31 protein-coding genes, 1 tRNA gene and 1 riboswitch are annotated in these 25,299 nt (G+C 65.3%); of the genes, 19 read left to right on the forward strand and 13 right to left on the reverse strand.

Features of this window, described 5'->3' with window-relative positions; all coding sequences use genetic code 11:
- The first annotated feature begins 2 nt into the window (after positions 1-2).
- Genes trbF through CQW49_RS14175 form a run of 4 tightly spaced genes read left to right on the forward strand, consistent with a single transcriptional unit; the run spans position 3 to position 3,209 of the window.
- Positions 3-686: a conjugal transfer protein TrbF gene (gene trbF, locus CQW49_RS14160; RefSeq protein ID WP_003611952.1), complete on the forward strand. Its 684-nt coding sequence runs from the start codon at positions 3-5 to the stop codon at positions 684-686.
- Positions 683-1,753: a P-type conjugative transfer protein TrbG gene (trbG, locus tag CQW49_RS14165; protein ID WP_003611951.1), complete on the forward strand. Its 1,071-nt coding sequence runs from the start codon at positions 683-685 to the stop codon at positions 1,751-1,753. Before trbF ends, trbG begins: the two co-directional genes overlap by 4 nt.
- Entirely contained in the window at positions 1,750-2,958 is a 1,209-nt protein-coding gene (locus CQW49_RS14170) for a TraB/TrbI/VirB10 family type IV secretion system protein (protein ID WP_003611950.1), read from the forward strand. The genes trbG and CQW49_RS14170 overlap by 4 nt, the downstream gene beginning before the upstream one ends.
- Positions 2,955-3,209 (forward strand): DUF2274 domain-containing protein, encoded by a 255-nt coding sequence (locus CQW49_RS14175; RefSeq protein WP_003611949.1) that lies wholly within the window; start codon positions 2,955-2,957, stop codon positions 3,207-3,209. Before CQW49_RS14170 ends, CQW49_RS14175 begins: the two co-directional genes overlap by 4 nt.
- On the opposite strand, the gene CQW49_RS14180 is transcribed toward CQW49_RS14175, so the two are convergent.
- Positions 3,176-4,090, reverse strand: coding sequence for a LysR family transcriptional regulator (locus CQW49_RS14180; protein WP_040566434.1), 915 nt, complete (start codon positions 4,088-4,090; stop codon positions 3,176-3,178). The genes CQW49_RS14175 and CQW49_RS14180 overlap by 34 nt on opposite strands.
- On the opposite strand from CQW49_RS14180, the gene CQW49_RS25140 reads away from it, so the two are divergent.
- Together CQW49_RS25140 and CQW49_RS14185 are read left to right on the forward strand one after the other, a co-directional pair.
- Positions 4,040-4,456 carry a hypothetical protein gene (locus CQW49_RS25140; protein ID WP_162150801.1) on the forward strand — a complete coding sequence of 139 codons (417 nt, stop codon included), beginning with the start codon at positions 4,040-4,042 and terminating at the stop codon, positions 4,454-4,456. The genes CQW49_RS14180 and CQW49_RS25140 overlap by 51 nt on opposite strands.
- 12 nt (positions 4,457-4,468) lie before the next feature.
- Positions 4,469-5,092 carry a hypothetical protein gene (locus tag CQW49_RS14185; protein ID WP_003611947.1) on the forward strand — a complete coding sequence of 208 codons (624 nt, stop codon included), beginning with the start codon at positions 4,469-4,471 and terminating at the stop codon, positions 5,090-5,092.
- 33 nt (positions 5,093-5,125) lie between these two features.
- Here the strand turns inward: CQW49_RS14185 and CQW49_RS14190 are convergent, their stop codons facing one another.
- Both CQW49_RS14190 and CQW49_RS26100 read right to left on the reverse strand, forming a co-directional pair.
- Positions 5,126-5,482 carry a helix-turn-helix domain-containing protein gene (locus tag CQW49_RS14190; protein ID WP_003611946.1) on the reverse strand — a complete coding sequence of 119 codons (357 nt, stop codon included), beginning with the start codon at positions 5,480-5,482 and terminating at the stop codon, positions 5,126-5,128.
- Positions 5,483-5,633: 151 nt separating this feature from the next.
- The gene (locus CQW49_RS26100; RefSeq protein WP_274541223.1) at positions 5,634-5,759 is read right to left on the reverse strand and encodes a hypothetical protein; all 126 of its coding nucleotides are present in this window, start codon (positions 5,757-5,759) and stop codon (positions 5,634-5,636) included.
- A gap of 411 nt (positions 5,760-6,170) precedes the next feature.
- Here CQW49_RS26100 and CQW49_RS26355 point away from each other — a divergent pair, with 411 nt between their 5' ends.
- Positions 6,171-6,599 carry a FitA-like ribbon-helix-helix domain-containing protein gene (locus CQW49_RS26355; RefSeq protein WP_420845612.1) on the forward strand — a complete coding sequence of 143 codons (429 nt, stop codon included), beginning with the start codon at positions 6,171-6,173 and terminating at the stop codon, positions 6,597-6,599.
- 378 nt (positions 6,600-6,977) lie between these two features.
- Here the strand turns inward: CQW49_RS26355 and CQW49_RS14210 are convergent, their stop codons facing one another.
- On the reverse strand, positions 6,978-8,363 hold the full coding sequence (locus CQW49_RS14210; protein WP_003611937.1) for a hypothetical protein: 1,386 nt from the start codon (positions 8,361-8,363) through the stop codon (positions 6,978-6,980).
- 116 nt (positions 8,364-8,479) lie between these two features.
- Here CQW49_RS14210 and CQW49_RS14215 point away from each other — a divergent pair, with 116 nt between their 5' ends.
- The 3 genes from CQW49_RS14215 (at position 8,480) to CQW49_RS25145 (ending at position 9,916) form a co-directional block, all read left to right on the forward strand.
- Positions 8,480-8,977, forward strand: a complete 498-nt coding sequence (locus tag CQW49_RS14215; RefSeq protein WP_003611936.1) for a P-loop NTPase family protein — start codon at positions 8,480-8,482, stop codon at positions 8,975-8,977.
- A gap of 86 nt (positions 8,978-9,063) precedes the next feature.
- Positions 9,064-9,612, forward strand: a complete 549-nt coding sequence (locus CQW49_RS14220) for a hypothetical protein (protein ID WP_003611934.1) — start codon at positions 9,064-9,066, stop codon at positions 9,610-9,612.
- 118 nt (positions 9,613-9,730) lie between these two features.
- Complete coding sequence (locus CQW49_RS25145; protein WP_003611933.1) at positions 9,731-9,916, forward strand: PIN domain-containing protein; 186 nt, start codon at positions 9,731-9,733, stop codon at positions 9,914-9,916.
- A gap of 166 nt (positions 9,917-10,082) precedes the next feature.
- On the opposite strand, the gene ada is transcribed toward CQW49_RS25145, so the two are convergent.
- Complete coding sequence (gene ada, locus CQW49_RS14230; protein ID WP_338065178.1) at positions 10,083-11,306, reverse strand: bifunctional DNA-binding transcriptional regulator/O6-methylguanine-DNA methyltransferase Ada; 1,224 nt, start codon at positions 11,304-11,306, stop codon at positions 10,083-10,085.
- 58 nt (positions 11,307-11,364) lie between these two features.
- On the opposite strand from ada, the gene CQW49_RS14235 reads away from it, so the two are divergent.
- On the forward strand, positions 11,365-12,783 hold the full coding sequence (locus CQW49_RS14235) for a pyridoxal phosphate-dependent decarboxylase family protein (RefSeq protein WP_003611931.1): 1,419 nt from the start codon (positions 11,365-11,367) through the stop codon (positions 12,781-12,783).
- A 322-nt stretch (positions 12,784-13,105) separates the two neighbouring features.
- Here CQW49_RS14235 and CQW49_RS14240 read toward each other — a convergent pair.
- Positions 13,106-13,181, reverse strand: a tRNA-Thr gene (locus CQW49_RS14240).
- A gap of 264 nt (positions 13,182-13,445) precedes the next feature.
- Between CQW49_RS14240 and CQW49_RS14245 the strand changes: the two genes are divergently transcribed.
- Together CQW49_RS14245 and fcl are read left to right on the forward strand one after the other, a co-directional pair.
- Positions 13,446-14,666, forward strand: a complete 1,221-nt coding sequence (locus CQW49_RS14245) for a glycosyltransferase family 4 protein (RefSeq protein ID WP_003611930.1) — start codon at positions 13,446-13,448, stop codon at positions 14,664-14,666.
- A 58-nt stretch (positions 14,667-14,724) separates the two neighbouring features.
- Positions 14,725-15,687, forward strand: a complete 963-nt coding sequence (fcl, locus tag CQW49_RS14250) for a GDP-L-fucose synthase (RefSeq protein WP_003611929.1) — start codon at positions 14,725-14,727, stop codon at positions 15,685-15,687.
- Positions 15,688-15,694: 7 nt separating this feature from the next.
- Here the strand turns inward: fcl and CQW49_RS14255 are convergent, their stop codons facing one another.
- A complete protein-coding gene (locus CQW49_RS14255) occupies positions 15,695-16,381 on the reverse strand; it encodes an HAD-IA family hydrolase (RefSeq protein ID WP_003611928.1) in 687 nt (228 codons plus the stop codon).
- Between the two features lie 132 nt (positions 16,382-16,513).
- Here CQW49_RS14255 and CQW49_RS14260 point away from each other — a divergent pair, with 132 nt between their 5' ends.
- Complete coding sequence (locus CQW49_RS14260; RefSeq protein WP_003611926.1) at positions 16,514-16,885, forward strand: hypothetical protein; 372 nt, start codon at positions 16,514-16,516, stop codon at positions 16,883-16,885.
- Between the two features lie 9 nt (positions 16,886-16,894).
- Here CQW49_RS14260 and CQW49_RS14265 read toward each other — a convergent pair whose 3' ends face one another.
- Positions 16,895-17,239 (reverse strand): antibiotic biosynthesis monooxygenase family protein, encoded by a 345-nt coding sequence (locus CQW49_RS14265; RefSeq protein ID WP_003611924.1) that lies wholly within the window; start codon positions 17,237-17,239, stop codon positions 16,895-16,897.
- Between the two features lie 131 nt (positions 17,240-17,370).
- Complete coding sequence (locus CQW49_RS14270) at positions 17,371-18,465, reverse strand: M14 family metallopeptidase (RefSeq protein ID WP_197507797.1); 1,095 nt, start codon at positions 18,463-18,465, stop codon at positions 17,371-17,373.
- 188 nt (positions 18,466-18,653) lie between these two features.
- Between CQW49_RS14270 and rpiA the strand changes: the two genes are divergently transcribed.
- From rpiA to gor, 3 genes are all read left to right on the forward strand, one after another.
- Positions 18,654-19,364 (forward strand): ribose-5-phosphate isomerase RpiA, encoded by a 711-nt coding sequence (gene rpiA, locus CQW49_RS14275; RefSeq protein WP_003611920.1) that lies wholly within the window; start codon positions 18,654-18,656, stop codon positions 19,362-19,364.
- A gap of 43 nt (positions 19,365-19,407) precedes the next feature.
- Positions 19,408-19,956 (forward strand): DUF2059 domain-containing protein, encoded by a 549-nt coding sequence (locus CQW49_RS14280; protein WP_003611918.1) that lies wholly within the window; start codon positions 19,408-19,410, stop codon positions 19,954-19,956.
- Positions 19,957-20,032: 76 nt separating this feature from the next.
- Positions 20,033-21,403, forward strand: a complete 1,371-nt coding sequence (gene gor, locus CQW49_RS14285) for a glutathione-disulfide reductase (RefSeq protein WP_003611917.1) — start codon at positions 20,033-20,035, stop codon at positions 21,401-21,403.
- A gap of 156 nt (positions 21,404-21,559) precedes the next feature.
- Here the strand turns inward: gor and CQW49_RS14290 are convergent, their stop codons facing one another.
- The 4 genes from CQW49_RS14290 to CQW49_RS14305 form a co-directional block, all read right to left on the reverse strand.
- The gene (locus tag CQW49_RS14290; RefSeq protein ID WP_003611916.1) at positions 21,560-22,159 is read right to left on the reverse strand and encodes a thiamine phosphate synthase; all 600 of its coding nucleotides are present in this window, start codon (positions 22,157-22,159) and stop codon (positions 21,560-21,562) included.
- Entirely contained in the window at positions 22,156-22,956 is an 801-nt protein-coding gene (locus CQW49_RS14295) for a thiazole synthase (protein WP_003611915.1), read from the reverse strand. The genes CQW49_RS14290 and CQW49_RS14295 overlap by 4 nt, the downstream gene beginning before the upstream one ends.
- A 140-nt stretch (positions 22,957-23,096) precedes the next feature.
- Positions 23,097-23,282: a sulfur carrier protein ThiS gene (gene thiS, locus CQW49_RS14300; RefSeq protein WP_003611914.1), complete on the reverse strand. Its 186-nt coding sequence runs from the start codon at positions 23,280-23,282 to the stop codon at positions 23,097-23,099.
- Positions 23,227-24,285, reverse strand: coding sequence for an FAD-dependent oxidoreductase (locus CQW49_RS14305; RefSeq protein ID WP_003611913.1), 1,059 nt, complete (start codon positions 24,283-24,285; stop codon positions 23,227-23,229). Before CQW49_RS14305 ends, thiS begins: the two co-directional genes overlap by 56 nt.
- Before the next feature lie 27 nt (positions 24,286-24,312).
- Positions 24,313-24,448: riboswitch (TPP riboswitch) on the reverse strand.
- Between the two features lie 108 nt (positions 24,449-24,556).
- On the opposite strand from CQW49_RS14305, the gene CQW49_RS14310 reads away from it, so the two are divergent.
- On the forward strand, positions 24,557-24,883 hold the full coding sequence (locus CQW49_RS14310; protein WP_003611912.1) for a nucleotidyltransferase domain-containing protein: 327 nt from the start codon (positions 24,557-24,559) through the stop codon (positions 24,881-24,883).
- Complete coding sequence (locus CQW49_RS14315) at positions 24,880-25,272, forward strand: HEPN domain-containing protein (RefSeq protein ID WP_003611911.1); 393 nt, start codon at positions 24,880-24,882, stop codon at positions 25,270-25,272. Before CQW49_RS14310 ends, CQW49_RS14315 begins: the two co-directional genes overlap by 4 nt.
- Positions 25,273-25,299 lie beyond the last annotated feature (27 nt).

Genomic DNA, 25,299 nt, shown 5'->3' on the forward strand with positions numbered 1-25,299 from the left:
CCATGTTCCGACGCGCCTCGGTGCGCTATGGGCGCACGCCCGAACCGGAGACGCCCTATCAGAGAGCCGCGCAAGCCTGGGACGAGCGCATCGGCTCCGCGCGCGTCCAGGCGAAGAACTGGCGGCTGATGGCTGTCGGCTCGCTGCTCTTGTCCTGCGGCTTGGGGGGCGGCCTCGTCTGGCAGTCGACGCACGGGACCGTAGTCCCGTGGGTCGTGGAAATCGACCAACTCGGCGAGGCGCGCGCCGTCGCTTCGGCGACGGCCGATTACACGCCGTCCGATCCGCAGATCGCCTGGTATCTCGCCCGTTTCATCAAGGATGTGCGCGCCGCGCCGGCCGATCCAGTCGTCGTCCGGCAGAGCTGGCTGCAGGCCTATGACTTCACGACGACGGCGGGCACCGCGGCGCTCAACGACTACGCACGCGCCAATGATCCTTTCGCCAAGCTCGGCAAGCAGCAGATCGCCGTCGACGTCTCCAGCGTCATCCGCGCCTCTGCCGACTCGTTCCGCGTCGCCTGGATCGAGCGCCGCTATCAGGATGGCGCGCTCGCCGACACGACGCGATGGACGGCGATCCTCACCATCGTCATCCAGCCGCCGACCGACGCCGATCGCCTCCGCAAGAATCCGCTCGGCGTCTACGTCAACGCCATCAATTGGTCGAAGGAGCTCGGACAATGACCCGGCCGAATTTCCTGAAAGCCGGCGATCCGGCTTCGCACATCGCCACAAACCTGCGGTTCCGGAAAGACGGAAATGCGTCTTTCCGTAAAGCCGGCTTTGCGATTCTGCTCATCTCCGCGCCTTCGCTCGCCGGATGCGCGAAATTCATTCCGCCGGATATCGATTATGATGACGCCGCGCCGGCGCGGCTCTCCGCCGATCTGCCGGCGCCGGTCAAAATCGTCACTCTCGCCAAGCCTCTTCCTTTGCCTGGGCAATTGAAACCGCTTCACGCCGGCAAGGCGCCGCCCGAGCCCGCCGATCCGGCCGTGCGCGTTAATCAGGCCAACGCCGCCGCCCGTGTGCAGCCGGTGCGCGATGGATTCATCAACGCCGTGCAGATCTATCCCTTTTCGGGCGGCGCGCTCTATCAGGTCTACTCTGCGCCCGGACAGATCACCGACGTCGCCCTGCAGGAGGGCGAACAGCTCGTCGGCTCCGGGCCGGTCGCTGCGGGAGACACGGTCCGCTGGATCATCGGCGACACGGAGAGCGGCGCGGGCGCGACCAAAAAAATTCACATCCTCGTCAAACCGACGCGGCCGGACCTCGTCACCAATCTCGTCGTCAACACAGATCGGCGCACCTATCTGCTCGAGCTGCGATCGACCGAGAAGACCTATATGGCCTCGGTCTCCTGGCAATACCCGGAAGACCAGCTCATCGCTCTGCGCCGTCAGAACGCCATTGCGGAGTCAGCTGCGCCGATCGCGACGGGCGTCGACGTCTCCGCGCTGAATTTCCGCTACGCGATCCAGGGCGACAGTCCGGCCTGGCGGCCGCTGCGCGCCTTCGACGACGGATCGAAGGTCTATATCGAATTCCCGACCGGCATTCGCCAGGGCGAGACGCCGCCGCTCTTCGTCATCGGTCCGGCCGGCGGCTCGGAGCTGGTGAATTATCGTGTCAGCCGCAATTACTACATCGTCGATCGCCTCTTCGCCGCCGCAGAACTGCGCCTCGGCGACGCCGACAGCGAACGGCGCGTGCGCATCGTCCGCACCGACGGAAGGCCTCGGTCATGACGTCGAACTCGAATGACGAGCGGTTCGCCGCATCGCCGCCGGTCACCCCGGACCTTCGCCTGCGAGGCGAACGCCCGCGCGTGACGCGGCTGTCGCGCAAGGTGCTGATCGGCATGGCGAGCGTCGCCGCCCTCGCGATCGCCGGCGCGCTGGGCTACGCGCTGCAGCCCCGCGACAGGAGCGGAGCGGCCCAGGAACTCTACAACACGCAGAATCGTCCCGCCGCCGACGGTCTCGCGAACCTCCCCAAGGACTATACAGGAATGCCACGTCCGGCGCCGCCGCTCGGACCGCCTCTGCCGGGCGATCTCGGCCGGCCCATTCTGAATGCCGGCGCGGCCGGCAATACGTCGATCGTCGGCGCATCTGCGTCCGATCCCGAGGCGCAGCGCCGCGCGCAGGAAGGTGAGGCCGCGCGCGTGAGTCGGCTCTTTGCTCAGACGAGTGAGCGTGAGAGGCCGATTACGCCGATCGCTCCGACCATGATCGCCGCGGGCGACGCTGGCGCCGTCGCGACGCCATCTGTCGACGCCGGGTCTGCCCAGAACATGCAGGATCGCAAGACGGCATTTCTGACTGCTGCGACCGACAGGCGAACCGTCAGTCCCGATCGGCTTGCCAAATCCGCATCGCCATACGTCGTCCAGGCGGGAACTGTCATCCCTGCCGCGCTCATCACCGGCCTCCGCTCCGATTTGCCGGGACAGATCACCGCCCAGGTGACCGAAACAGTCTACGACAGTCCGACAGGAAAGTTTCTGCTCATTCCTCAGGGCGCGAAGCTCATCGGCCAATACGACAGCTCCGTCGCTTACGGCCAAAAGCGCGTGCTCCTCGCGTGGACCCGGCTCATCATGCCCAATGGAACCTCGATCGTTCTGGAGCGGCAGCTCGGCGCTGACGCAGCGGGTTACGCCGGCCTCGAGGACGAGGTCGATAATCATTGGGACATGCTGCTCAAGGGAGCCGCGCTCTCGACCCTTCTCAGCATCGGCGCCGAAGCGGGAACGACAAACAGCGAGAACAGCCTCATCCAAGCGATCCGTCGCGGCGGCTCCAATAGCGCGAGCCAGACCGGGCAGCTGCTCGTTCAACGCCAGCTCAATGTCCAGCCCACTCTCACCATTCGCCCAGGCTTTCCTGTTCGCGTGCTCGTGACCCGGGATCTCCTATTGGCTCCATACAAAGAAGGGACGGCGCCGTGACGAAACTGAAGCTCGGTCCGCTCGCCGACGACAAGCCGGTCAAAATCACCGTCGAGATTCCCGCCTCTCTGCATCGCGATCTCGCCGCCTATGCGGATGCGCTCGGCCGAGCCAATGGGCAGACGATCGCTGATCCGCTCAAGCTGATCGTCCCGATGCTTCAGCGCTTCATCGCGACAGACAGAGCCTTCGCGAAGACTCGAACGCGTACGAAACCTCAACCCGTCGCGGAAGCCGAAAGGTCGGGATAGCGGGCGCGCAACAGATCGAGAAACGGTTGCAGCATCGGATTGCTGTTCGTCTCTTTCCAATAGGCCGCGAACTGAAGCCGCATTTGCCCACAGTCGCCATGCAGCTCGCGATGGGCCACTCCGGGGCAGCCAAATCCGGCGGCGCCTTCGAGCAGCGGCGCGACCCCATAGCCGGCGCCGACGAGGCTCAGCAACCTGTCGAGGCTGACATCCTGATAGCTGATACGCAAAGAACCCGAGCCGCCGGCCTTCACGCTCAGCAATTGCTCGAGCTCGGAATCGACGCCGCTCCGCGTCAGCAATATCCGATTGTCGCAAAGCTCCCGCCATTGGATCGCTGGCCGATTATTGAGCGGGTGATTTTCCGGAACGGCGACGACAACCCGTTCGCCCCAGAGCGGCAGAACGCGGTCGTTCCACTTTCCGCCGCCGGAGGTCAGTATGGCGACGTCGATCGCGCCAGCGGCGACCTCGCCGAGCAATCCCACCTTGGCGCCGTCGACCAGGAGAATATCCGCATCCGCGATCTGGCGGCGCAACTCCGCGAGCGTCTCCCGCAGATTGCCGGCCGAAAGCGACGAGCAAATCCCTATTCGCAATGGCCTGCGTCCGCCATTGCGTCGCGTCTTGAATGTGAGGAAGAGACGGTCCGCCTCGTCGACGATAGGCCGCGCCAAATCCAGAAATTCCCGGCCAACCGGGGTGAGCTTCGTTCCACCCGTCGTGCGCTCGAACAAGTCCACGCCGAGCTCACATTCGAGATCGTGCAATCGACGGCTGAGGGTGGATTGACGGGTGTTCAGCGTCTCCGCCGCTTGCCGGAGGCTTCGATGCCGCGAGGCGACAAGAGCCCATTTCAGATCTCGAAGCTCCGAATTCACCTGAAAAGCCCGGGTTCACAAGCTGAATTCCAGAATCGGATATGCCGACGACAGGGCGCGCTCAGCCGTTCTAATGTTTCCTACTTCATTGAAAAGAAATGGCCTTTTCAAGGCCGCCGATCAACCGGCTATCGCTTTGCAAGCTATGGGTTTTTCGGCGAACGGACCCGATTCCTCCTCAATCGATGCGCCGTCCCGAACAGCCCGACCGCTCTGCGGCGCAAAGATATGGAGGCCTGCGTTTTCCAATATGCGTTGCTAAAACGTTCTAGCCGGCTTACCTTTTCCCGGCTGCAATTTCATGAGCAGCGGCCGAACGGGATGGTGGAACATCCCGCCCGGCCTGACCACAACCCACGCTTCTGAGGAGCCTGGATCATGGCTGATTCTGAAGATAGCACGACTCCGCCTGCCGTTAGCTGGCGCGCCATTCTACGAGGAACCGGCGCCTTGCCGTCCGGGAAGACGACTGGAGGGGCGCCGTCCGACCCCGCGCTGCAGCTCTGGCGGAATTGGCAAGCCAATCACACTGAGGTCGTCGCGCTGACGCGCCAGTGGCAGCGGATCGAGAAGAAGCTCATTCACTCGGTCGGGATACCCGAGGTCACGATCCGTCTTTCCGGCGACGAGGAGCCGAAAATCGCGCAATCGGTCGACGAGATCGAGGAGCTGGTCGCGAACGAGCCGGCGATCGAGAAAGAAGCGCTGATCGCGGCGTTCGACGAGCAGCAAAAGCGATGGGACGAGGCGGCGGCGGCGCTCGGCTTCGACGCCGTCGACCTCGAACTCCGAGCCGCTCTCGGCAAGGAGCGCGATTTTGTGGCGTCGGTCCCGAAGACGAAAGCCGCCAGTCTGCCGGGTGTCGCGGCCAAGCTCGCCATCCTCATTCAGCTCGGCGAGCCGAGCCCGACAGATGCGGAATTTCCCTGGCCGGAACTGCGCTCGGCGCTCGCGGATATCGCCCGGCTGGCGTCGCCAGAAGCAGCCGTCTCGCCGATGTGATCCTTATGCTCGGGTCCGTGGTCGCTCGGCTGGCTACGGGCCCGGCTTCTTTCGAGCAGTGGCGCGCCTTTGCGCCGGCCCCTCGCTTTTCCGAGACGGCTTTGCGCTTTTCTTGGGCTGCCCCTTCGTGCCGGCGCCTTCAGCCGATGTCGCGGATGACGATTTCGCCTCCGCGCTTTCGCTCGCAGGCCTCAAAAGCTCGAGCGCCGGGATTCCGAGAGCGTCGGCGAGGCGCCCGACGACGTCGACCGTCGCCGAATAGACGCAGCGTTCGATCGAGCTGATATAGGTGCGGTCGAGCTCGGCTCGATGGCCGAGCTCCTCCTGCGACAGGCGTTGCGCCCGTCGATATTTCCTCAGATTGCGCGCCAGCGTCTCTCGCATTTCCATGACGAGAACCAGCCAGCTTGAAGAGTATTTATCTACGGAGTATACTCTACAAACGGTAGCCGCTGGTTCGAGGAAGGGAAGCGCCGGCGCGGCAGAGGGGGCGAGTCCGTAAACGACCGAGAGTTCCGAATATGCGTGAGAAGCATCTGGGTCACGCCGTCTCTTTGGCGACGATTTTGTTGAGCACGCGCGAGCAGTTCGCTCGCGCGCTGCGTGACGCTGCGATGGCGAGCATCAGAGCGAGATCGAGAGGCGCAGGTTTCGACCAGCCGATCATCTCCCGCTATTTCCTCGAATCGCACGTCGACGACGCTCTCTATCTGATCGGCAGAGACGGGCTCGACGCGCTCGAGAGCAATGTCCGCTTCGCAGTCGACGAAATGATACGAGAAGCGTTGGAAAACGTGAGAATGCGGCGAACGGATAATTAGTCGAGCGCGGTCTCGGTACGCTGGCGACGGCATACGCATAGCGCTTGCGCCATCAGGAGCCAGCTGCACGATTGACGTTGATCACTTTCAAAAATTCGTTTTGGGAGCATCTGTCGTGGAAAGACGAATAACTCTCACTGACATAGACCGCCCTGGAGAGGCGCTCGAAGTCGATATCATCGCCGCCGACGAGACGTCTTTGACGCTGGCGGTGCCGAACACCTCCGTGCAATTTCGACTATTCCGCCACAGCCGCAATGCTCCCTATCAAGGATCGTTGGGCGGACGGAGCTTTTGCTTCGTTCCCCTTGCTGGCGAGGCCAGAAAAGGTCCGCGTGAAGCGACCAGCGAAATTCACGTCGCGCGATCCATCCGGCAACGCCAAACTTGATTGCAGCGCAATCATTGCCCATGTTGCTGACGACGCCATGCTGGAGGCTGTCGTGGCAAGCATCACAATCCGCAATCTGGACGACGATTTGAAGCGGCGCTTACGTATGCGCGCGGCTGAACATGGCCGCTCCATGGAAGAAGAAGCGCGGGAAATCCTGCGTCGCGCGATCGGCGGCGTCATCGCGCCGAAGAATCTCGGCCAGGCTATTCACGCCCGCTTCGCCGCTATCGCCGGCGTGGAGTTGGAGCTTCCCGCGCCCGGCCCGATGCGCGAACCGCCATCGTTCTCATGAACGAGGCCGTCATCCTGCTCGACACCAACGCCCTCTCCGAGCTGATGCGGCCTATGAACCGCGCAGGCGGTCTTGGACTGGTTCGCCGCATAGGACTCGACCAAGCTGTTTTTCAGCGCGGTGAGCGAGGCCGAACTGCACACGGGCGCGGCGATCCTTCCCGCCGGCAAGCGCCGCGACAGTCTGACCGCCACCATCGACATCATGATCACCGAGGATTTCGCGGGCCGCGTCCTGCCCTTCGACAGCGCCGCAGCGAAGGCTTACGCGGCCATCGCCGCGAGCCCTCGGGCGGCTGGGCAACCGATCATGGAAGCCGATTGCCGGATCGGCGCCATCGCACGCGTCCGAGGACATCCACATGTAGGTTTCGCCGGTCTAGTGCTCATCGGGCATCGTAGCGAAATCCGAATGCCGCGGGTCAGGTAGAACCCGCTGGATGGCGGCTACCACGCCTCGGCCCTCTGCAAGGGCGACTGTGATCAGCGTCTCCAGATGATCCGTGGTCGCGCTGTGGGAACCGATGTATCCTGAGCGGATCAGATCCACGAAGGTCTCGCTGCGGAGGTAATGGCCGTTGAGTTCGCTGTAGAGTATCCGTAAGCCGCCACGCGGCCCGGTGAGCTGGCCTTCCTCGATCAGATGCTGCAGATGGCGAAGACTCAGCAGAATACCGGCCCCCCCCGTCGAGCCATATCGGCGGACCAGCTTGAAGAAGAACGGGCTGGGGGTCATTCGATAAGATCTACTAGGGCTGTCTGGTTGATCGAACAAAGCCATCCGCGCCATCTCCTCGCGAAACTGGTCGTCGATTGGCACGACCCATTCCGGTTCGTCCGTTTGTGTGATTATTCCTAGGCCCGTGTCGATTTGGCGCTTCGTGCGCTCCACGGGTTCCATCATTTTGTATTGTACCATGACGATGGAGCGCCGCATCTCGTTCAAATAAATGAGGTCGACGCCGAACAGCTGCTCGAGTGGTTGCTTGTTGGCGGTGAACACCTGAAGCTCTTCGTGGCCCTGGGTGAAGACCGCACGGCCCGTGACGTCGCTGGAGTCGAGCGTCCAGCCGGAAATCCAGCGAGCATCGTGCTCGATCACAACATCCTCTTGCAGACGAGCGCCAGCGAGAGCAGTCGGCCGTTCGCTCAGGGCCAGGGCGGTTGCCTCGGCGGTTTGCACCCCGAACGCTTTCAACGCGAGGCCGAGGGCGTCCTGTTCGAGTGCTACGCCGTTACGAAATTGGCGCGGAGGTGCAACGAGCGTCATCATACGGCGGAAGGCGCGATAGTTTTCCTCGCGGCCGGCAAGCCGACCCAACAGCCACTCGCCAAATTTTGGACTCACCTCCTCAAATGCACTCCTTGAACGGAGATGGCGGTAAGCGGCCGCCTTGTGTCGGCTCGGCACGTCGTCCCCGATCAGGGCCTCCAAAGTTGCAGGGACTACCGGTAGGACGTAGTCGAAGGAGACCCGCGACTCTAAGGTGGCGACGGCCTGGATCGATTTGATCCAGGCTAGCTTGAGCTGGGGATCGACCTCTTCAGTCGGATCGAGCATCCCGCCGGCGCCTGCCTTCCCGCCTTCGATCAACAGAATCGCAGGCGCTCTGGCCCTTCCGGCTCGGGCGGTAGCGTGAGGAAAGACCGACGTGAATTTGGTGCCGCGTCCTCGGGTTTCCTGAAGCTCGCGCCACTCCGCGGCGCTCAGTCGAAGAAAAGAGAGGCCGCGGCGTTTGAGGGCGGTGATGTCAATTTCGGACATTGGCGGTCCTGCGCGGGCGCGGTCGGGGCAACCTTAAGAATTTCGCCGATCCGATCACCGAGGGTTGAAACATGTCGTTTCGAAGGTCACTATCGGCCCCCTACCGCGAGGCAGTCATGACAGAGCGCTTGTTCGTTGGCGTCCTAGGCCACCGGAACTCCGGCAAGTCAACCACCTGGAACACCTTGTTTGGGGCGACGGTCCGGACGGGCCAGTACCCACGCACGCTCAACCTCCACGGCGGGGAGGGCGTCGAGGTCTTCCTGATCAGCGGATCCCCGGAGGAACGCCAACTCTACGCCAGCGATATCCTTGAGAACCAAGACTGCCGCATCGTAATCTGCTCGATTCAATACACTGAGGCGGTTCGGAAGACCCTCGACTATGTCGTCGAGGAGAAATTCGATCTTTTTGTCCAATGGCTGAATCCGGGGCGCAACGACGTTGGCGAGAGCTACGACCGTCTGGGGCTCACGCCCTGGCTACTCGGTCACAGCGCTACAGTGTCGATACGCGACGGCAAAGTTCCTCCGGTCGCCCGGACCGAAGAGATTCGGCAATTCATCCACGGCTGGGCGAAGGCGCGTGGACTGACCTTCACCTGCCTACAGTAGCAATCGTGCATGGACCTTCAGTCGCTACTTGAGGGGCTGGCGCGACACGGCGCGCGCTGATCGTCCACTTTCCCCACCAGGCGAACATGCGCGAGGGAGGGACGTTTCCAACCGACCTCCTGGCGGCCATCGCCAACAAGGACCTCTGGGCTCTTTCATGTTGCGTCGTCTGGCCCGGCCACGAGATGGGCCTCCCCGGCGAAGTCGGACTGATCTTTCGGCCGACGGCAACCGACCAGATTCTGTCGGTGGCCAAGACCGGATTCGGCTCCTCCCAGTTCGCTGGCCGCGAAGAAGCGTCGGGCGGCGTGCCGCTGACACTGGAAAGCTTTGAAGACACCTTCAATGTCGCGCCGAACGACTACAACGAGTGGCGCGTCTGGGGTGCCGAGATCGCCGGCATTTTCGTAGTGTCGCCTAACGTGGTCTGCGCGAAGGCAAGGCAGCCGCTTACGCCTCGCCGGCGTCTTCGACTCGATCAATCGGTGGCGCCATTTTCGGCAAACCCTCGCCGCTGGCTCTTACCGACAACCGCATATCGGCCGATTCAGAAGCTCGGCAGGCCCCCCCTTGCTGGTGCCTTGCTACGATTTTTTCTACTTCTAACAGGTATCTGTTTTAACACTATAAAATAGGCCTATAATTCGCGAATGAAAATCTCGGTGAAGCTATTCACGCGCGCTTTGCCGCCATCGGCGGCGTGGGGTTGGACCTTCCCGAGCGCGGGCCGATCCGCAAACCGCCGTAAATCTCATGAGCGACGCCATCATCTTGCTCGACACCAACGTCGTCTCCGAGCTGATGCGGCCTAAGCCCGCGCAGACGGTCTTAGACTGGTTCGCCGCGCAGGATTCGACCAAGCTGCCTTTCAGCGCGGAGCGCACCCGAGTTGTGCCGCCCGCCGCTATCGACATCGTCATCCGTCCTGCTCTTCGATAGCGCCGCAACCAAAGCTTACGCAGCCATTCCCGCAAGCCGTCGCCGTCAGTCGGCTGGCCAGCCGACTCTGTAACATTTCCCCAAAATATAAACAGCCGATGCGTCGTGCCGACGCCGCCTGACCGACCGGACCAGGACCCGCAGGAGGCATTCGCGATATCCGAACCTATCGTTTTCTCGCCTCGGGAAGGCCGGCGCGCTCCATATCGAGGAGCGCTCGCTTTCGGTTGACGCCCCACCGGTAACCGCCGAGGCCGCCGTCCCCACGAAGCACACGGTGGCACGGCGCCAGTACCGCCAAGCGATTGGCCGCGCAGGCCGACGCCGCGGCGCGATGCGCTTTCGGCTTGCCTATTCCTGCCGCCACATCGGCGTAGCTGACGACATTCCCTTCCGGAATGCAGATCAGAAATCGCCAGACGAGCAGCTGGAAGGCCGTTCCCCGAAGATCGAGTGGCAGCTCGGGGCGCGGTCCACGACTCGAAAGATGCGCGTCGAGCGCGTCGATCCACCGGCTCAACCGTTCGCCATCGGCCTCGATCGACTTTTGCAGCCGCGCTTTTGGGAACTCGGCGGCCAAGGCGTCCAAAAGCGCCGCTTCGCTTTCGCCGAACATGACGAAGCAGACGCCGCGATCGGTGGCGGCCATCATGAGCTGGCCGAGCGCGCAATGCCGGCACGCGTAGCTGATCGTCTCGCCGGCGCCGCCTGCTCGATAAGCCGATGGCGCCATGCCGATATTGCGCCGCCCTTCGCCGTAGACCCGGCTCGGCGAGCCATAGCCGGCCTCGTAAATGGCGCCCGTTACGCCGTCGCCGTCTCGTAGAAGCTCCTTGAAACGTCTCGCTCTCAGACCATCCTGATATGCTTTGGGCGAGACGCCGAACACCGCTTTGAAGAGCTTTTGCATATGGGTCGGGGATAAGCCGACCGCGGCTGCGAGTCGGGAGAGCGGTAAGGCTTCCTCCGCGCGCTTTTCAATGAGGCGGGCGATTTCCTGCGCCTTCTCGACATCGAAAGGTCGTTCCTCGGGCCTGCAACGTTTGCACGCGCGATAGCCCGCCGCCTGCGCTTCTGGAACATCCGCGAAGAAACGGAGATTTTCCGGTTTCGCGGCGCGCGATGGGCATGATGGGCGGCAGAATATTCGCGTGGTTTCGACGCCATAGAGGAACCGGCCCTCATAGGCCCTGTCGCGCATCGCCACGGCCCGAAGCATCTCTTCAGCATGGAGAGCTGGTCGATCCATTTTCATTTTTGTCCGAACTGTCCTCGCCGCAAACATAGCTCGAAGGATGAGGATCGCCGCTCCGCTTCCTGCCGCCAAATCCGTCCGGCCGCCTAAACGAGACGACGACCGCGATTTGACCACAAGTTCCGGAGTGCGCATTCCGGTCGGACGCCTAAGCTCGCGAGCGAACCGACACGCTCACGAGAGACCGCAACACATGAGCAAAGCTCTGGACCGCGCTTACCGCGCCGCGACCGCGTGGATCGATGGCCTCGACGAGCGGCCGACAGCGGCGCGCGCGACGCTCGACGACCTCGCCGCGATCTTCGGCGGACCGCTGCCGGAGCTCGGAACACGTTCGGAAGAGGTCGTCGAATGGTTGACGCGTCATGCCGGCGACGGAATGCTCGGCAGCGCCGGCGGCCGCTTTTTCGCTTGGGTCATCGGGGGCGGCGTGGAGTCCGCGCTGGCCGCGGATTGGTTGGTCTCGACATGGGACCAGAATGCGGCGCTCTACGCCTGCAGCCCGGCCGCCTCGGTCATCGAGGACGTAGCCGGCGCATGGATCAAGGAATTACTGGATCTGCCGGGCGAATCCTCCTTCGCCTTCACGACCGGTTGTCAGCTCGCGCATACGACCTGCCTCGCCGCTGCGCGCCATGCGCTGCTGAAGCGCGCCGAATGGGACGTGGAGCAGGACGGACTCTTCGGCGCACCTCGTTTGACCATTCTGGCGAGTGAGGAAAGACATGGCTCGATCGATCGCGCGGCGCGCTTTCTCGGCTTCGGCCGCCGGGCGATCCAGCCGCTCGCGACCGACGATTCGGGAAGGATCGCGCCGACGGCGTTGGAACAGGCGATATCGCGCTCGACCGGTCCGGCGATCCTCGTCTTGAATGCGGCCGACCTCAACATCGGCGCCTGCGATCGATTCGCCGAGCTCATTCCGATGGCGCATTCGGCGGGGCTCTGGGTCCATATCGACGGAGCCTTCGGGCTATTTGCACGCGCGAGCCGCGCGCATCGCCATCGCTTGTCGGGCGTGGAGCTGGCCGATAGCTGGGCGACCGACGGCCACAAATGGCTCAATGTCCCTTTCGACTGCGGGATCGCGATCGTCAGAGATCGCGCGGCCCATCGCGCCACGATGACGACCAGCGCCGCCTATATCGCGGCGCAATCGGACGCACGCGATCAGATCGACTGGAATCCCGAATGGTCACGGCGCGCACGCGGCGTCCCCGTCTATGCGGCGCTGAAGGAATTGGGACGCGAGGGGGTCGAAGCCCTGATCGATCGCTGCTGCGCGCATTGCGAGGCGCTGGTGGACGGGCTCGGCGCCCTCGCCGGAGTGGAGGTGCTGTCTCCGGCGAGCTTGAACCAGGGCCTCGTGCGCTTCAACCGCATTGGCGACACGCCCGAAGAGAACGACGCCTTCACGGACGAAATCATCGAAAAAATCAACGCCATAGGCGAAGCCTTCTTTTCCGGCACGACATGGCGCGGTCGCCGCGCCATGCGCGTCAGCGTCGTGAACTGGCGCACGAGCGAGAGCGATGTGGACCGCGCAGTGGCCACCGCCCGCGCCGCGCTCGCCCAATCGCACGCGGGCTCTTCTTTGCACATCGATGGCTAGCGCGCTCGTGTTGGAGGAACCGAAGCGCGTAGCGCGGGAGCCATCATACGCAAGTGAGATTCTGGGGCTGCGGGAACGGCAAAGCGCCTCGCCTTCGAGCATGGGGAGCGCCGACTCGAGACGGATTGCTTTTGCATTCCGTCGACTGTTTGCCCACGCCGTGGTGCGTCGCCTGGAAAAAGGAGAGACGCCTGACGGAGGCCCGCTCGGGCAGATCATTCACCCCGGAAGGCCCGATCCTCGCCGGCTTCTAAACGGCTTCTAAAAATAAATCTCGTTGGCTGCTCGACCCTTCCAAAGGCTCACAAGATATTGATTTTATTGGTGCCGGTTGCAGGATTCGAACCCGCGACCTACTGATTACAAATCAGTTGCTCTACCAGCTGAGCTAAACCGGCCCCTGCGGCCGCGAGCGGTCTCGCGCTCGCGGCTGTCTCGCGCTCGGCTTCTATACGCGCCCGCGAGGCGTCGGAAAAGGCCCGGATTTCCGCGTTCGTCCGGACTTGCCCTGATCGCGCCTCCCACAGCTTTCGCCGCCGCGCCCCCGCGCGCAGAGTGGCGGCGCTGAGGACTTTTCACAACGCCTTTTCGCAAAAGGGAATTTCCATGCGCCGGCAGCATGCGCCGTCGGCGGCGGCCGGCGCGCGTCTCGAGGCCGCGCCATGACCGCCGCGCAGAGCGTCATCTTCGTCAATCGGTTCTTCGCGCCCGACCAGTCCGCGACCAGCCGCATGCTCTCCGATCTCGCCTTTCATCTCGCCGGCCGCGGCATGAATGTGAGCGTCGTCGCCAGCCGCGGGCTCTATGACGATCCCGACGCGCGGCTCGCGCCCGTCGAGACCATTCGCGGCGTCGCCGTGCATCGGACCTGCGCGCCGCGCTTCGGCCGGCACTCGCTTCCCGGCCGCGCCTTCGATTGCCTCGCAATGTATCGCAGCTTCGCCGCCGCCGTGGCGCGCCTCGCGCGGCCGGGCGATCATGTCGTCGTCAAGACCGATCCGCCCATGCTCTCCGCCGCCCTGGCCCCGGTCGCGCGCGCGCGCGGCGCCCGCCTCGTCAATTGGCTGCAGGACCTTTATCCGGAGGTGGCGCTCGGCCTCGGCATGCGCGCGCTCTCGCCTGCCGCGCCGCTGCTGCGCGCCGCGCGCGACCACAGCCTCGCCTGCGCCGTGCGCAATGTCGCCATCGGCGAGCGCATGGGCGCGCGGCTGCGCGCCCTCGGCCTCGCCGAGGAGCGCATAGAGATCATTCCCAACTGGTGCGACGACGAGGCCATCACCCCGCGGGCGCGGCGCGACAATCCGCTGCGCCGCGCCTGGGGCCTCGCCGACACGTTCGTCGTCGGCTATTCCGGCAATCTCGGCCGCGCCCATGATTATCTCACCGTGCTCGACGCCGCCGAGCGGCTGCGCGGCGAGGCCGATCTCCTGTTCCTGCTCATCGGCGGCGGCCGTCTCGCCCGCGATCTCGAGGCCGAGGTCGCGGCGCGAGGGCTCGGGGCGATGTTCATGTTCCGCCCCTATCAGGACGAGGCGCTGCTGCCGATGTCGCTGGCGCTGCCGGACATTCACTGGATTTCGCTGCGCCCCGCCATGGAGGGGCTGATCGTGCCGAGCAAATTCTACGGCGTCGCCGCGGCCGGACGCGGCGTCATCGCGATCGGCGATCCGCAGGGCGAGCTCGCCTCGCTGATCGCCGAGAACGATTGCGGCGCCGTCGTCGCAGAAGGCGACGACCGCCGGCTCGCCGAGGCCATCCTCGAGTACAAGCGCGACGCCGCCAGAGCAGAGCGCATCGGCGCGAACGCCAGAAAGCTTCTCGATTCCCGTCTCGCGCGCCGATATGCGCTCGATCGATGGGAACTGCTGATCCAGGATACGTAAGTCACAGACAATGCATTTGCAGAGAAGCGATCATGTCGCGATCGGCGAGAGGTTTTCGATGAGAGAAGAACGGATCTGGGTCGCCGGGCATCGCGGCATGGTCGGCTCCGCGCTGACGCGCCTCCTGCGCGCGCAGGGACGCAATGTCATCACCGTGGATCGCTCCATTCTCGATTTGCGCAGCCAGCCGGAGGTCGAGTTCTGGCTGCGCGCCAGCCAGCCGACGGCGATCCTGTTCGCGGCCGCCAAGGTCGGCGGCATTCTCGCCAACAGCCGTTATCCGGCCGATTTCATTTATGACAATCTGACGATCCAGAGCAATGTGATCCATGGCGCGCACAAGGCCGGCGTCGAGCGCCTCGTGTTTCTCGGCTCCTCCTGCATCTATCCCAAATTCGCCGAGCAGCCGATCCGCGAGGACTCGCTGCTCACCGGCGCGCTGGAGCCGACCAATGAATGGTATGCGATCGCCAAGATCGCCGGCATCATGACCTGCCAGGCCTATCGGCGCCAGCACGGTCGCCGCTATATTTCCGTGATGCCCTGCAATCTCTATGGGCCCAACGATAATTTCGATCTCGAGACCAGCCATGTGCTGCCGGCGCTGATGCGCAAGCTGCACGAGGCGAAGCTGTCGCGCGCCCGCGAGGTGGTGGTGTGGGGCACGGGGACGCCGCTGCGGGAGTTCCTGCATGTCGACGATCTCGCGCGCGGCGTCGTCCATTGCCTCGACCATTACGACGACTATCCGCACATCAATTGCGGCGCCGGCTCCGAGGTGGCGATCCGCGAGATCGCCGAGACCATGGCGCGGGTCGTCGGCTTCGACGGCCGCCTCGTCTTCGACACCACGAAGCCGGACGGCACGCCGCGCAAGATAATGGATTCGAGCCGCATCCGCGCGCTCGGCTGGGCGCCGGAGATCTCGCTCGAGAACGGGCTCGCCGCGACCTATCGCTGGTATCTGGAGACGATCGCCGCGGCGACGCAGGGCGAGCGGGAGACGGTCGACGCCGCCTGAGGCCGACCTATCGGACGACGGCGGGCGCGGCGAGGGAGGCGACCTGCTCCCAGAGATCGTCGAAATGCGAGATCACCCGGTCGGGACGAAAATCCGCCACCGGCGTCTGCGTATAGCCGAAATCGACGGCGACGACCGGCACGCCGGCGGCTTTCGCCGTGTCGATATCGGTCTGAGAATCCCCGACCATCACGGCGCGCGCGGAGTCGCCGCCGGCGCGGAGAATGGTCTCGGTCAGCGCGCGCGGATCGGGCTTGTGGAAGGGGAAGCTGTCGCGGCCGCAGATCGCCGAAAATCGCTGCGCGACGCCGAGCCGCTCGAGCAGCAGAATCGACAACTCCTCCGGCTTGTTGGTGCAGACGGCGAGGCGCCAGCCGGCGCAGGCGAAACGCTCGAGCGCCGCCTCGACGCCCGGAAAGAGCCGCGTCTCCAGCGCGATCCGCTCGCGATAGAGCGCGAGGAACAGGTGGAACAGCAACTCGAGCCGCTCGGGCGCGAGCTCGGCGCCATTCGCCGCATAGCCGCGCTGGATCAGCGCGCGGGCGCCGGCGCCGACCAGCGCGCGCGCCGCCGTGGCGGGGAGCGGCGGATGGCCGTCCTGCCGCAGCAGGACGCCGAGCGTACCGATGAGGTCGCCGGCCGTGTCGGCCAGCGTGCCGTCGAGATCGAACACCAGGATCGGCGCGCCGTTCATGAGCCCCTCGGTCCAGTTTTTTCGTTCGAGCGCTTTCCGTTCGATCGGAAATCGCTCCAATGCCGCCGGCGCCTCGCGAATGACGCATCGGCGTGTAGACTGCGGCAGGTGATTCGCCGGTGGAGTTTAACCTTGCGCCAGACCTTTCGTCTCCCCATCCTCGGCCTCGTCTGTCTCGCCGCGCCCGGCGTCGCGCAGGCCGGCAATTACGAGTTTTTGGCCGCGCCGCAGACCGATCTCAACCGTGTGTTCCGGCTCGACCGGGCCAGCGGCGAGGTCGGCGCCTGCCAATATGGGCTAAAGGAAAACGCCGCGGTCGGCGTGACGCTCTGCTATCCGCCGGGCGAGGGGGCGAAGGCCGGTCCCTTCAGCGAATATGCGCTGATCGCCTCGCGCCACACCGGCGAGGGCGGCGTGTTCCGCGTGGATCTGCGCAGCGGGCTGATGTCCATCTGCTTCGTGCTCAATGAGAGCTCGGTGGTGTGCACGCCGCCGGCGAAGTGAGGCGAACGCTCACATTCGAGCCGAGTCGCCGGCGTCGAGATCTTGAGCGGCCGCATAGTGCTCGACGACCGGAAACGGATCGTAGAAATGGTGGAGCAAGGCCTTCCACTCGGCGTATCGATCCGATTGCCGAAAACCGATCATGTGATCCTCGAGCCGCTCCCAGGCGACGAGAAGCAGATAGCGTGACGGCGTTTCGAAACATCTGCGGATCTCGATCGAGACGAAGCCGGGCGTCGCTGCGATGAGGGGACGGGCCGCGCTGATCGCGCGCTCGAACGCGGCCTCCTGTCCCGGCCTCACATCGAGCCGCGCCACTTCCAGAACCGGGCCGACCGATTGTTCGACGATCATGCTGAAATCCCTCTCGTCATCTGAAATCCCCGAAGAGCGAGCCTGAAGGCTCGCGGTCCAAGCCCGGCCCTCTGGATCACGAGCCTTCAGGCTCGCTCTTCGAAACATCTTCGTTTCGGCCGACACAATTCCTAACGCGTCAAGCCGGCAATCGCCCGGCGGATGGCGGCCAGCGACTGGCCGGCGACCATTCCTTTCCAGAAATCCGTCTCCTTGTAGAAGGCCGCCCGCATCCGATCCTCGATCCGTCTCCCCTCGTCGGACCGCGGATCGCCATGGGCATGCAGCCAGGCGTCGGCGCGCAGGGCCTGCAGAACCTCGAAAAGCGGCGCCGTGCCGACCTCGAAGGCGACGCCGGTGAATTCGGCGCCGGGAAGAAGCTGCGCGGAGCCGACCAGATTGTCGCCCATCACATCCTCCGACGCCGATTGCGCCGCATCCGTCGCCTCGGCGCCCTTGGTCGAGGTGACGGCGGCGCCATACCAGCTGGCGGCGCGGGCGAATTCCGCGCTGCCGGGAGGCGCGCAGAGAATGAGTTCGGCATAGCCCTCCGGCCCGAGGCCGGTGTGATAATCGATGACGGCGACGCGGCGGGCCGCGGCGAGATATTTTGCGAGGATGGCCGCCTGCGTGCGCCGCGACCAGCTCGGCCCCGTTCCGCCATAGAACAGGCCGAGCGGATGCGTGTATTGACCGATGCTGACAGCCTTTTGAAAGGCGCGCTCTCCCTTGGCCGCTCGCCACGCCAGCAGTCGCTCGGTCGTGGCTTGCTGCGTCTCCGGCGTCCACAGCGACGGGCAGAGATCCTCGGCGAGTTCCGAATAGCCCGGATTGGACGCAGGCGGCGTAGCGAAATCGACCCAATTGCGATTGAGATCGATATTGTCCTCGTTGACGCGCCGCGTCCAGGCGAAGCCCCAGGGGTTGATGGCGTGGATGAGCAGGACGCCGACGCCCGGCGTTTCGCCGCGCCGCAGAAAGTCGATCTGCGCGCCGGAGCCGCAATAGCCCTCCACCCCATGTGTGCCGGACATCAGCACCAGCGCGCGATCGGCGTCCGGAGGGCCGAGCCAAGCGACATCCGTGGTCAAGACCTCGCCCTCGGGCCCTCGACCCGGATGCTCGAACACATCGAGCGCGGCGCCGGCCGCCTCGGCGGCGGCTCGAAATTTGTGGCGCGCTTCGTCATAGGATCGGCTGAAACAATCGGCTGTGCTGCTCATCATCGGCTCCGGCTTCGCAGCGAGGGGTTCGTCGAAAGCTAAAATGAGGCGGACGCGCGCGAATGCGAGTGTCATGTTTCTTCATTGGGCCGTCTTCGCGAGCGCAGCGACGAAGCCGGCCTGCGCCGCCATTGATTTACGCCGCCGAACCGACTATCGCCCTTGCGCCGCCACGCATCAGGAGAGCCGCCATGCCGGTCGACGCCGCCGATGACATGAAGAAGCGCGCGGCCGCCGCGGCGCTGGCCGCGGTCGCGCCCGGCATGCGGCTCGGGCTCGGCACCGGCTCCACCGCCGCCCATTTCGTCGCTTTGCTCGGCGAGCGCGTGCGCGAGGGGCTCGACATCCTTTGCGTGCCCACCTCCGAGCGCACGCGGGCGCAGGCGGAGGCGCTGGCCATTCCGCTGGCGACGCTCGACGAGGCGCCGGAGCTGGATTTGACGGTCGACGGCGCCGACGAGTTCGATTCCTCCTTGCGCCTCGTCAAGGGCGGCGGCGGCGCGCTACTGCGGGAAAAAATCGTCGCCGCGGCGTCGCGCCGCTTCATCGTCGTCGCCGATGCGACGAAGCGGGTCGAAACGCTCGGCGCCTTTCCGCTGCCGGTGGAGATCGACGCTTTCGGCGCCCGCGCCACGCGCGGCCATGTCGAGCGCGCCGCCGCCGCGCTCGGCCTTTCTGGCGAGGTCCGGCTGCGATCGCGGCCCGACGGCCATGTTTTCGTCACCGACGGCGGGCATCTCGTGCTCGACTGCGCTTTCGGCGCGATCCCCGCCCCCGAGGCCCTGGCCGACCGGCTCGCAGCCATTCCCGGCGTCGTCGAGCATGGGCTGTTTCTCGGGCTCGCGACGGCGGTGGTCGTCGCCGGCCCGGGCGGCGTGGAGAGTCTCGGCCGGCTCGATTGACGCCGGCAGGCGTTTTTTCTTCTTCGGCATGGAGACGTCATAGGTGTTCTTGCGCGCGGCTTTTCTTTTCCTTCTCGCGACTCCTCTGGCTCACGGCGCCGAGAAGCGCCCGCCCGCATCGCCCGCCGCCGCGGTCGCGCCGCCCGTCTCCTCCTCCGCCGCGCCGCTCGCAGCGACCCCGGCGCAGATCGCGCTCGCCCGCGCCGTCATCCTCGATTCCGGCATCTCCTCCTCTTTCCAGCTGATCATTCCGCAATATCTCGAGCAGATCGCGCTCTCGGTCACACGCACGCGGCCGGAGCTCGTCGCCGACCTCAATCTGGTGCTCGCCGAGATCCGGCCGGATTTCGACAAGAAGGTCGACGAGATGATCGACAGCGCCGCGCATCTCTACGCGCAGCGGCTGACGCAAAAGGAGCTCGAGGACGTCTCCGCCTTCTTCAAGAGCCCGTCGGGGCGCAAATATGTGGGCTCGCAGCCCTTTTTGATGAACGACATGTTCGTCGCCATGCAGGCGTGGTCGCAGAAGATTTCCGTCGACATGATGGCGCGCGTGCGCGAAGAGATGCGCAAGAAGGGCCACGAGCTCTAGGCGTCCGGGCCGGGTCGAGCGAGCCTGGAGGCTCGCGGTCCAGTGAGCGCCGGCGGGCCCGAGATCGGGGTTCGACATGACGGAATATGATTTTGATCTCGTCGTTCTGGGCGCAGGCTCGGGCGGCGTGCGCGCGGCGCGCATCGCCGCCGGCCATGGCGCCAAGGTCGCCGTCGCCGAGGAGTTCCGCATCGGCGGCACTTGCGTGATCCGCGGCTGCGTGCCGAAGAAGCTCTATGTGATGGCGAGCCGCTTCCACGACGACTTCGCCGATGCCGCGGGCTTCGGCTGGACGGTCGGCGAGACGCGCTTCGACTGGAGGACGCTCGTTTCCGCCAAGGAGGCGGAGATCACCCGCCTCTCCGGCCTCTATGCGCAAAATCTCGACAAATCCGGCGTCGAGATCATTCGCCAGCGCGGCGTCGTCGCCGGGCCGAATGCGGTCGCCTTCGCCGACGGCCGCCGGGTCACGACGCGCTATATTCTCGTCGCCACCGGCGGCGCGCCCACCGTGCATCCGCAAATACCGGGGATCGAGCATGCGATCTCCTCCAATGAGATCTTCGATCTCGCCGAGTTTCCGCGGCGCCTGCTGGTGATCGGCGGCGGCTATATCGGCGTCGAATTCGCGAGCGTGTTCGTGCGACTCGGCGCGCAGACGCATCTTGCGATGCGCTCCGATCTGCCGCTGCGCGGCTTCGACGAGGATTTGCGCCGGCTGCTGCGCGACGGGCTCGTCGCGGCCGGGGTCGAATTGCACGCCGGCGCGCTGCCGACGCGCATCGAGAAGCGGGCGGACTGCCTCGCCGTCGCCATGGATGACGGCAAGACTCTCGAGGTCGACGCCGTGCTGGTCGCGACCGGCCGCGCGCCATTGACGCAGGGGCTCGGCCTCGAAGCGGCGGGCGTCGCGCTGAAGGAGAATGGCGCGATCGTGGTCGACGCTTATTCGCGCAGCAGCGTTCCCTCCATTTATGCGGTCGGCGACGTCACCGATCGGCTCAATCTGACGCCGGTGGCGATTCGCGAGGGGCACGCCTTCGCCGATACGGCATTCGGCGGGCTCGATGTCGCGGTCGATCATGCGCTGGTGCCGACCGCCGTGTTCACGACGCCGGAGATCGGCACGGTCGGCCTCACCGAGGCGGAGGCGGGCGCGCAGACGAAGCGCCTCCTCGTCTATGAGACGAGCTTCCGCCCAATGCGCGCGACCCTGTCGAAGAGCGCGGAAAAAGTGTTCATGAAGATCTTGGTCGACGGCGAGAGCGACCGGGTTCTGGGCGTGCATATTCTCGGGCCCGAGGCCGGCGAGATGGCGCAATTGCTGGCGATCGCATTGCGCCTTGGCGCGCGCAAGAGCGACTTCGATCAGACCATGGCGCTGCATCCTTCGCTCGCCGAGGAGCTGGTGACGATGCGCACGCCCTCGCGCATCGTCGAGCGGTAGGCGCAAAGGAGCGCGCAGCGACGATTGGGACGGCGTCATTGCGAGGAGTGAAGCGACGAAGCAATAGAGGGGCCGCCCCGCGGCTCTCGATTGCTTCGCTTCGCTCGCAAAGACGGCCCCAGCATCGCTGCGCTGGCCTCGAGATCGAGGCTCGCCCTACGCCCGCGTCGCCGCGATCCATTCGCGCGTCCGCCCCTCCGGGTCCTGCGCGCGCAAAATATCGGTGACGACGCAGGCGCTGTCTGCGCCCGCGGCGAGCGCCGCACGGGCGCGCTCCGGCGTCAGTCCGCCGATGGCGACGAGCGGAACGGCGCCGATGCGGCGCTTCCATTCGCCGATGCGCTCCAGCCCCTGCGGCGCGAAGGCCATTTGCTTCAGCAGCGTCGGATAGATCGGCCCGAGCGCGACATAATCGGGCGCGAGCGACAATGCGCGCTCGAGCTCGGCGTCGTCATGCGTGCTGACGCCGAGCCTGACGCCATGGGCGCGCAGCGCGTCGATGTCTGCGGCGTCGAGATCGCTCTGGCCGAGATGGACGTAGTCGCAGGAAAGATCGATGGCGAGGCGCCAATGATCATTGACGACGAGCTGTGCGCCATGCGCCGCGCAGAGATCGCGCGCCCGCGCGATTTGCGCGCGCAGCTCGCTCTCCTCGCGGTCCTTCACGCGCAATTGCACGAGGCGGACGCCTTGCGGCAGCAGGCGCTCCAGCCAGGAGGCGTCGTCGACGATGAGATAGAACGGATCGAGCGTCACTTGCGCCCCTCGTCGAAAGCGCGGCCGAGCACCGGCGTCGACGGCTCGGCCATGTCGCGCGGCGTCATCAGCCCGGCGACATGCGCCGCGCGGCCGGCGTCGATGGCCAGCGCGAAAGCGCGCGCCATTTCCACCGGATCGCGCGCGCGCGAAACAGCGGTGTTGAGCAGCGCCGCGTCGAAGCCGAGCTCCATCACCGCGGCAGCCTGCGACGGCGCGCCGAGGCCGGCGTCGACGATCAGCGGCACATCGGGGAAATGGGCGCGCAAGGCGCGTAAGCCGAAGAGGTTATTGATGCCGCGGCCCGAGCCGATCGGCGCCGCCCAGGGCATCAGCACGCGGCAGCCGGCGTCGAGCAGCCGCTCGGCGACGACGAGATCCTCGGTCGTGTAGGGAAAGACGGAAAAGCCATCGTCGGCGAGCGCGCGCGCCGCGTCGACGAGCCCGAACACATCGGGCTGCAGCGTGTCCTCCTCGCCGATGACCTCGAGCTTGATCCAATCGGTGGCGAATAATTCGCGCGCCATTTGCGCGGTGGCGATGGCCTCTTTCGCCGTGCGGCAGCCGGCGGTGTTGGGCAGAACGCGCACGCCGAGCTCGCGAATGAGCGACCAGAAGCTCTCGCCGGCGCGCGAGGCGCCGGCCTCGCGCCGCAACGACACGGTGACGATCTCGGCGCCCGCGGCGCGGATCGCCTCGGCGAGAATGGCGGGCGAGGGATAGCGCGCCGTGCCGAGCAGGAAGCGCGAGGCCACGGGGATGTCGTAGAGGAGGAGAGACGCCGTTTCATTGGTCAAGGAGCAGCAGCTTTCCGCTGGGTGATGAGGAAGCGAAGAGCGAGCCTGAAGGCTCGCGGTCCGCGCGCGTCACTGGACCGCGAGCCTTCAGGCTCGCTCTCATGAATAGAATGGGTGACGTTATTCGGTTCGGTCTCGCCTCACCCACCCTGCCGCGGCGTGACGATCTCCACCATGTCCTCCTCCACCAGCAGCGTCTCGCCGCGGTCCTTGTTGCGCACGAAGTTCTGATTGACGGCCGTCGCGACGGTCTTGTCGCCATAGCCCAGCTCATCGAGCAGCTTCTCGAGCGTCGGCGCTTCGATCTCGATCGACTCTCCGTTCACCCTGATCCGCATGCATCACCTCCGGATAAATATGGCCGTTGAAAATAAATTGGGCGGCGCGGCGGGCCAGCGCCGGCGCGAGCAGAAAGCCGTGACGATAGAGACCATTTATATAGAGGATTTTGCCGCGTTGCGAAATGCGCGGCAGATTATCGGGAAAAGCCGGCCGCACATCCGAGCCGGTCTCGACGATTTCGGCCTCGGCGAAGGCGGGGTGAATGGCGAAAGCGGAATTGATCAGCTCCACGAGCGAGCGCGCGGTGACGCGCGAGCGCTCCTCATTCTCGATCATGGTCGCGCCGACCATATAGAGGCCGGAGCCGCGCGGCACGATATAGACCGGATGACGCGGATGCAGCAGCCGCACCGGCCGCGACAATTCGATCTCCTCGCTGCGCAGCATCAGCATCTCGCCCTTGACGCCGCGCAGATCCTCGAGCGCGTCGCGCGCGGCAAAGCCGCGACAATCCACGGTCCAATCGGCGCGTGGCGCCTCGGCCGTCGCCGGCGCGCAAAAGCGCAGCGTCACATTCTCCATGGCTGACAGGCGCTCATGCAGCGCGCGCATGGCGGCGCGCGGCGAAAGATGCGCCTCCTGCGCAAAATAGAGCGCCTGCGAGAAGCGGTCGGCGAGCGCCGGCTCCAGCGCCGCCAACCGTTCGCGGCCCAGCCGCTCGCAATGCGCGGCGCGCGGGGCGAGATCGGCGAGCTCGCCGCGGTCGCGCTCATGGGCGACGAGCAGGGTCCCGGCGACCGTCGCGACCGGAATGTCTTGCGTCCAGAAAGCGAGGGCCTCTTCGCCGAGCTTCGCCACCAGCGGCTCGGTCTCGATCGCCTCGCACCAGGGGGCGATCATGCCGCCGGCGTGAAAAGAGCAGCCGAGCCCCGGCGCGGCCGCGGCCTCGACGATCTCGACCGCGGCGCTGCGGGCGAGGCCGGCGCGGGCGATCTCGAAGGCGGCGCAAAGGCCGGCGACGCCGGCGCCGATCACACGGATCAGCATGGCGCGCGCGAGCCCTTCGGCTCGAAAATCGGGTGCATGCGACCTCCCTACGCCAGCGCGAACTGGATCAGGTTCGAAGGGTCGCCGAGCCGCTGTCGCTCATCGGCCTCTCAGCCTCCTGCGGCCGCCGGAGCGGCCGGGCGAGGCTCCCCCGGGCGAGGAGAGGGTCGCGCAATGGGGGGCGGGCGTCAAGCGGGGCGGGTGAGTTGAAAATCAGTGTTGGTGCGGCTTTCTGGTGTGAACCATCACCCGCTTGTGGCATTCTTTCCCCATGCCCACCCCGCGCCCGACCGACCCGATCCTCGCGCGCTTTCGCACCGCGCTTGCCGAGACCTATGGCGACCGGCTGGCGCGCGCTGTCTTGTACGGCTCCCGTGCGCGGGGCGAAGCGCAACCGGATTCCGATTACGACATTGCCGTGTTCTTGCGCGACATGCCCGACCGCTTCGTGGAGATGAACCGGCTCGCCGATCTCGGCACGGCGATTCTCTACGAAACCGGCGGAGTCATTCACGCCTTGCCTTATCCGGCCACGACCTACGACGACGTGCGCATGCCTTTGATGCATGAAATCCGCGCGGAAGGGCTCGATTTATGAAGCCCCAGACCGGCGCCTTTCTCGAAAAAGCGAATGAGCTTCTGCGACAGGCCGAGACGATGCTGGGCGTCAGCTTGAACGAAGCCGCTGGGCGCACCGCCTATCTCGCCGGCTTCCATGCCGCGCAAGCACTGATCTTCGAGAGGCACGACCGTGTTTTCAAGAAGCATTCGAGCGTTCAGGGCGAATTCGCGCGTTTGGTGAAAGACGATCCGCGCTTCGACCTCGACCTCCGCGCCTTTCTCGGGCGCGCCTACAATCTGAAAGCTATTGCCGATTACGAGACCGGCGCGGGCTCGCATATCTCCAACGAACATGCCGCCGAAGCTGTTGCAGACGCCGTGAGGTTTGTCGGGATGCTGTCAGTTTTCGTTTCTGAAAGCGGGTGAGGCAGGTGCTGCGTGACTTCCGGCTCT

The organism is Methylosinus trichosporium OB3b (genome assembly GCF_002752655.1).
GTDB lineage: Bacteria > Pseudomonadota > Alphaproteobacteria > Rhizobiales > Beijerinckiaceae > Methylosinus > Methylosinus trichosporium.

What these genes read in the sequence shown, in the direction of transcription:
- trbF (WP_003611952.1), top strand. Translation starts at nt 3, where the DNA reads ATGTTCCGACGCGCCTCGGTGCGCTATGGGCGCACGCCCGAACCGGAG.
- trbG (WP_003611951.1), top strand. Translation starts at nt 683, where the DNA reads ATGACCCGGCCGAATTTCCTGAAAGCCGGCGATCCGGCTTCGCACATC.
- CQW49_RS14170 (WP_003611950.1), top strand. Translation starts at nt 1,750, where the DNA reads ATGACGTCGAACTCGAATGACGAGCGGTTCGCCGCATCGCCGCCGGTC.
- CQW49_RS25140 (WP_162150801.1), top strand. Translation starts at nt 4,040, where the DNA reads ATGCCGCGAGGCGACAAGAGCCCATTTCAGATCTCGAAGCTCCGAATT.
- CQW49_RS14185 (WP_003611947.1), top strand. Translation starts at nt 4,469, where the DNA reads ATGGCTGATTCTGAAGATAGCACGACTCCGCCTGCCGTTAGCTGGCGC.
- CQW49_RS14190 (WP_003611946.1), bottom strand. Translation starts at nt 5,482, where the DNA reads ATGGAAATGCGAGAGACGCTGGCGCGCAATCTGAGGAAATATCGACGG.
- CQW49_RS26100 (WP_274541223.1), bottom strand. Translation starts at nt 5,759, where the DNA reads ATGATCGGCTGGTCGAAACCTGCGCCTCTCGATCTCGCTCTGATGCTC.
- CQW49_RS26355 (WP_420845612.1), top strand. Translation starts at nt 6,171, where the DNA reads ATGCTCCCTATCAAGGATCGTTGGGCGGACGGAGCTTTTGCTTCGTTC.
- CQW49_RS14210 (WP_003611937.1), bottom strand. Translation starts at nt 8,363, where the DNA reads ATGTCCGAAATTGACATCACCGCCCTCAAACGCCGCGGCCTCTCTTTT.
- CQW49_RS14215 (WP_003611936.1), top strand. Translation starts at nt 8,480, where the DNA reads ATGACAGAGCGCTTGTTCGTTGGCGTCCTAGGCCACCGGAACTCCGGC.
- CQW49_RS14220 (WP_003611934.1), top strand. Translation starts at nt 9,064, where the DNA reads ATGCGCGAGGGAGGGACGTTTCCAACCGACCTCCTGGCGGCCATCGCC.
- CQW49_RS25145 (WP_003611933.1), top strand. Translation starts at nt 9,731, where the DNA reads ATGAGCGACGCCATCATCTTGCTCGACACCAACGTCGTCTCCGAGCTG.
- ada (WP_338065178.1), bottom strand. Translation starts at nt 11,306, where the DNA reads ATGCGCACTCCGGAACTTGTGGTCAAATCGCGGTCGTCGTCTCGTTTA.
- CQW49_RS14235 (WP_003611931.1), top strand. Translation starts at nt 11,365, where the DNA reads ATGAGCAAAGCTCTGGACCGCGCTTACCGCGCCGCGACCGCGTGGATC.
- CQW49_RS14245 (WP_003611930.1), top strand. Translation starts at nt 13,446, where the DNA reads ATGACCGCCGCGCAGAGCGTCATCTTCGTCAATCGGTTCTTCGCGCCC.
- fcl (WP_003611929.1), top strand. Translation starts at nt 14,725, where the DNA reads ATGAGAGAAGAACGGATCTGGGTCGCCGGGCATCGCGGCATGGTCGGC.
- CQW49_RS14255 (WP_003611928.1), bottom strand. Translation starts at nt 16,381, where the DNA reads ATGAACGGCGCGCCGATCCTGGTGTTCGATCTCGACGGCACGCTGGCC.
- CQW49_RS14265 (WP_003611924.1), bottom strand. Translation starts at nt 17,239, where the DNA reads ATGATCGTCGAACAATCGGTCGGCCCGGTTCTGGAAGTGGCGCGGCTC.
- CQW49_RS14270 (WP_197507797.1), bottom strand. Translation starts at nt 18,465, where the DNA reads ATGATGAGCAGCACAGCCGATTGTTTCAGCCGATCCTATGACGAAGCG.
- rpiA (WP_003611920.1), top strand. Translation starts at nt 18,654, where the DNA reads ATGCCGGTCGACGCCGCCGATGACATGAAGAAGCGCGCGGCCGCCGCG.
- gor (WP_003611917.1), top strand. Translation starts at nt 20,033, where the DNA reads ATGACGGAATATGATTTTGATCTCGTCGTTCTGGGCGCAGGCTCGGGC.
- CQW49_RS14305 (WP_003611913.1), bottom strand. Translation starts at nt 24,285, where the DNA reads ATGCTGATCCGTGTGATCGGCGCCGGCGTCGCCGGCCTTTGCGCCGCC.
- CQW49_RS14310 (WP_003611912.1), top strand. Translation starts at nt 24,557, where the DNA reads ATGCCCACCCCGCGCCCGACCGACCCGATCCTCGCGCGCTTTCGCACC.
- CQW49_RS14315 (WP_003611911.1), top strand. Translation starts at nt 24,880, where the DNA reads ATGAAGCCCCAGACCGGCGCCTTTCTCGAAAAAGCGAATGAGCTTCTG.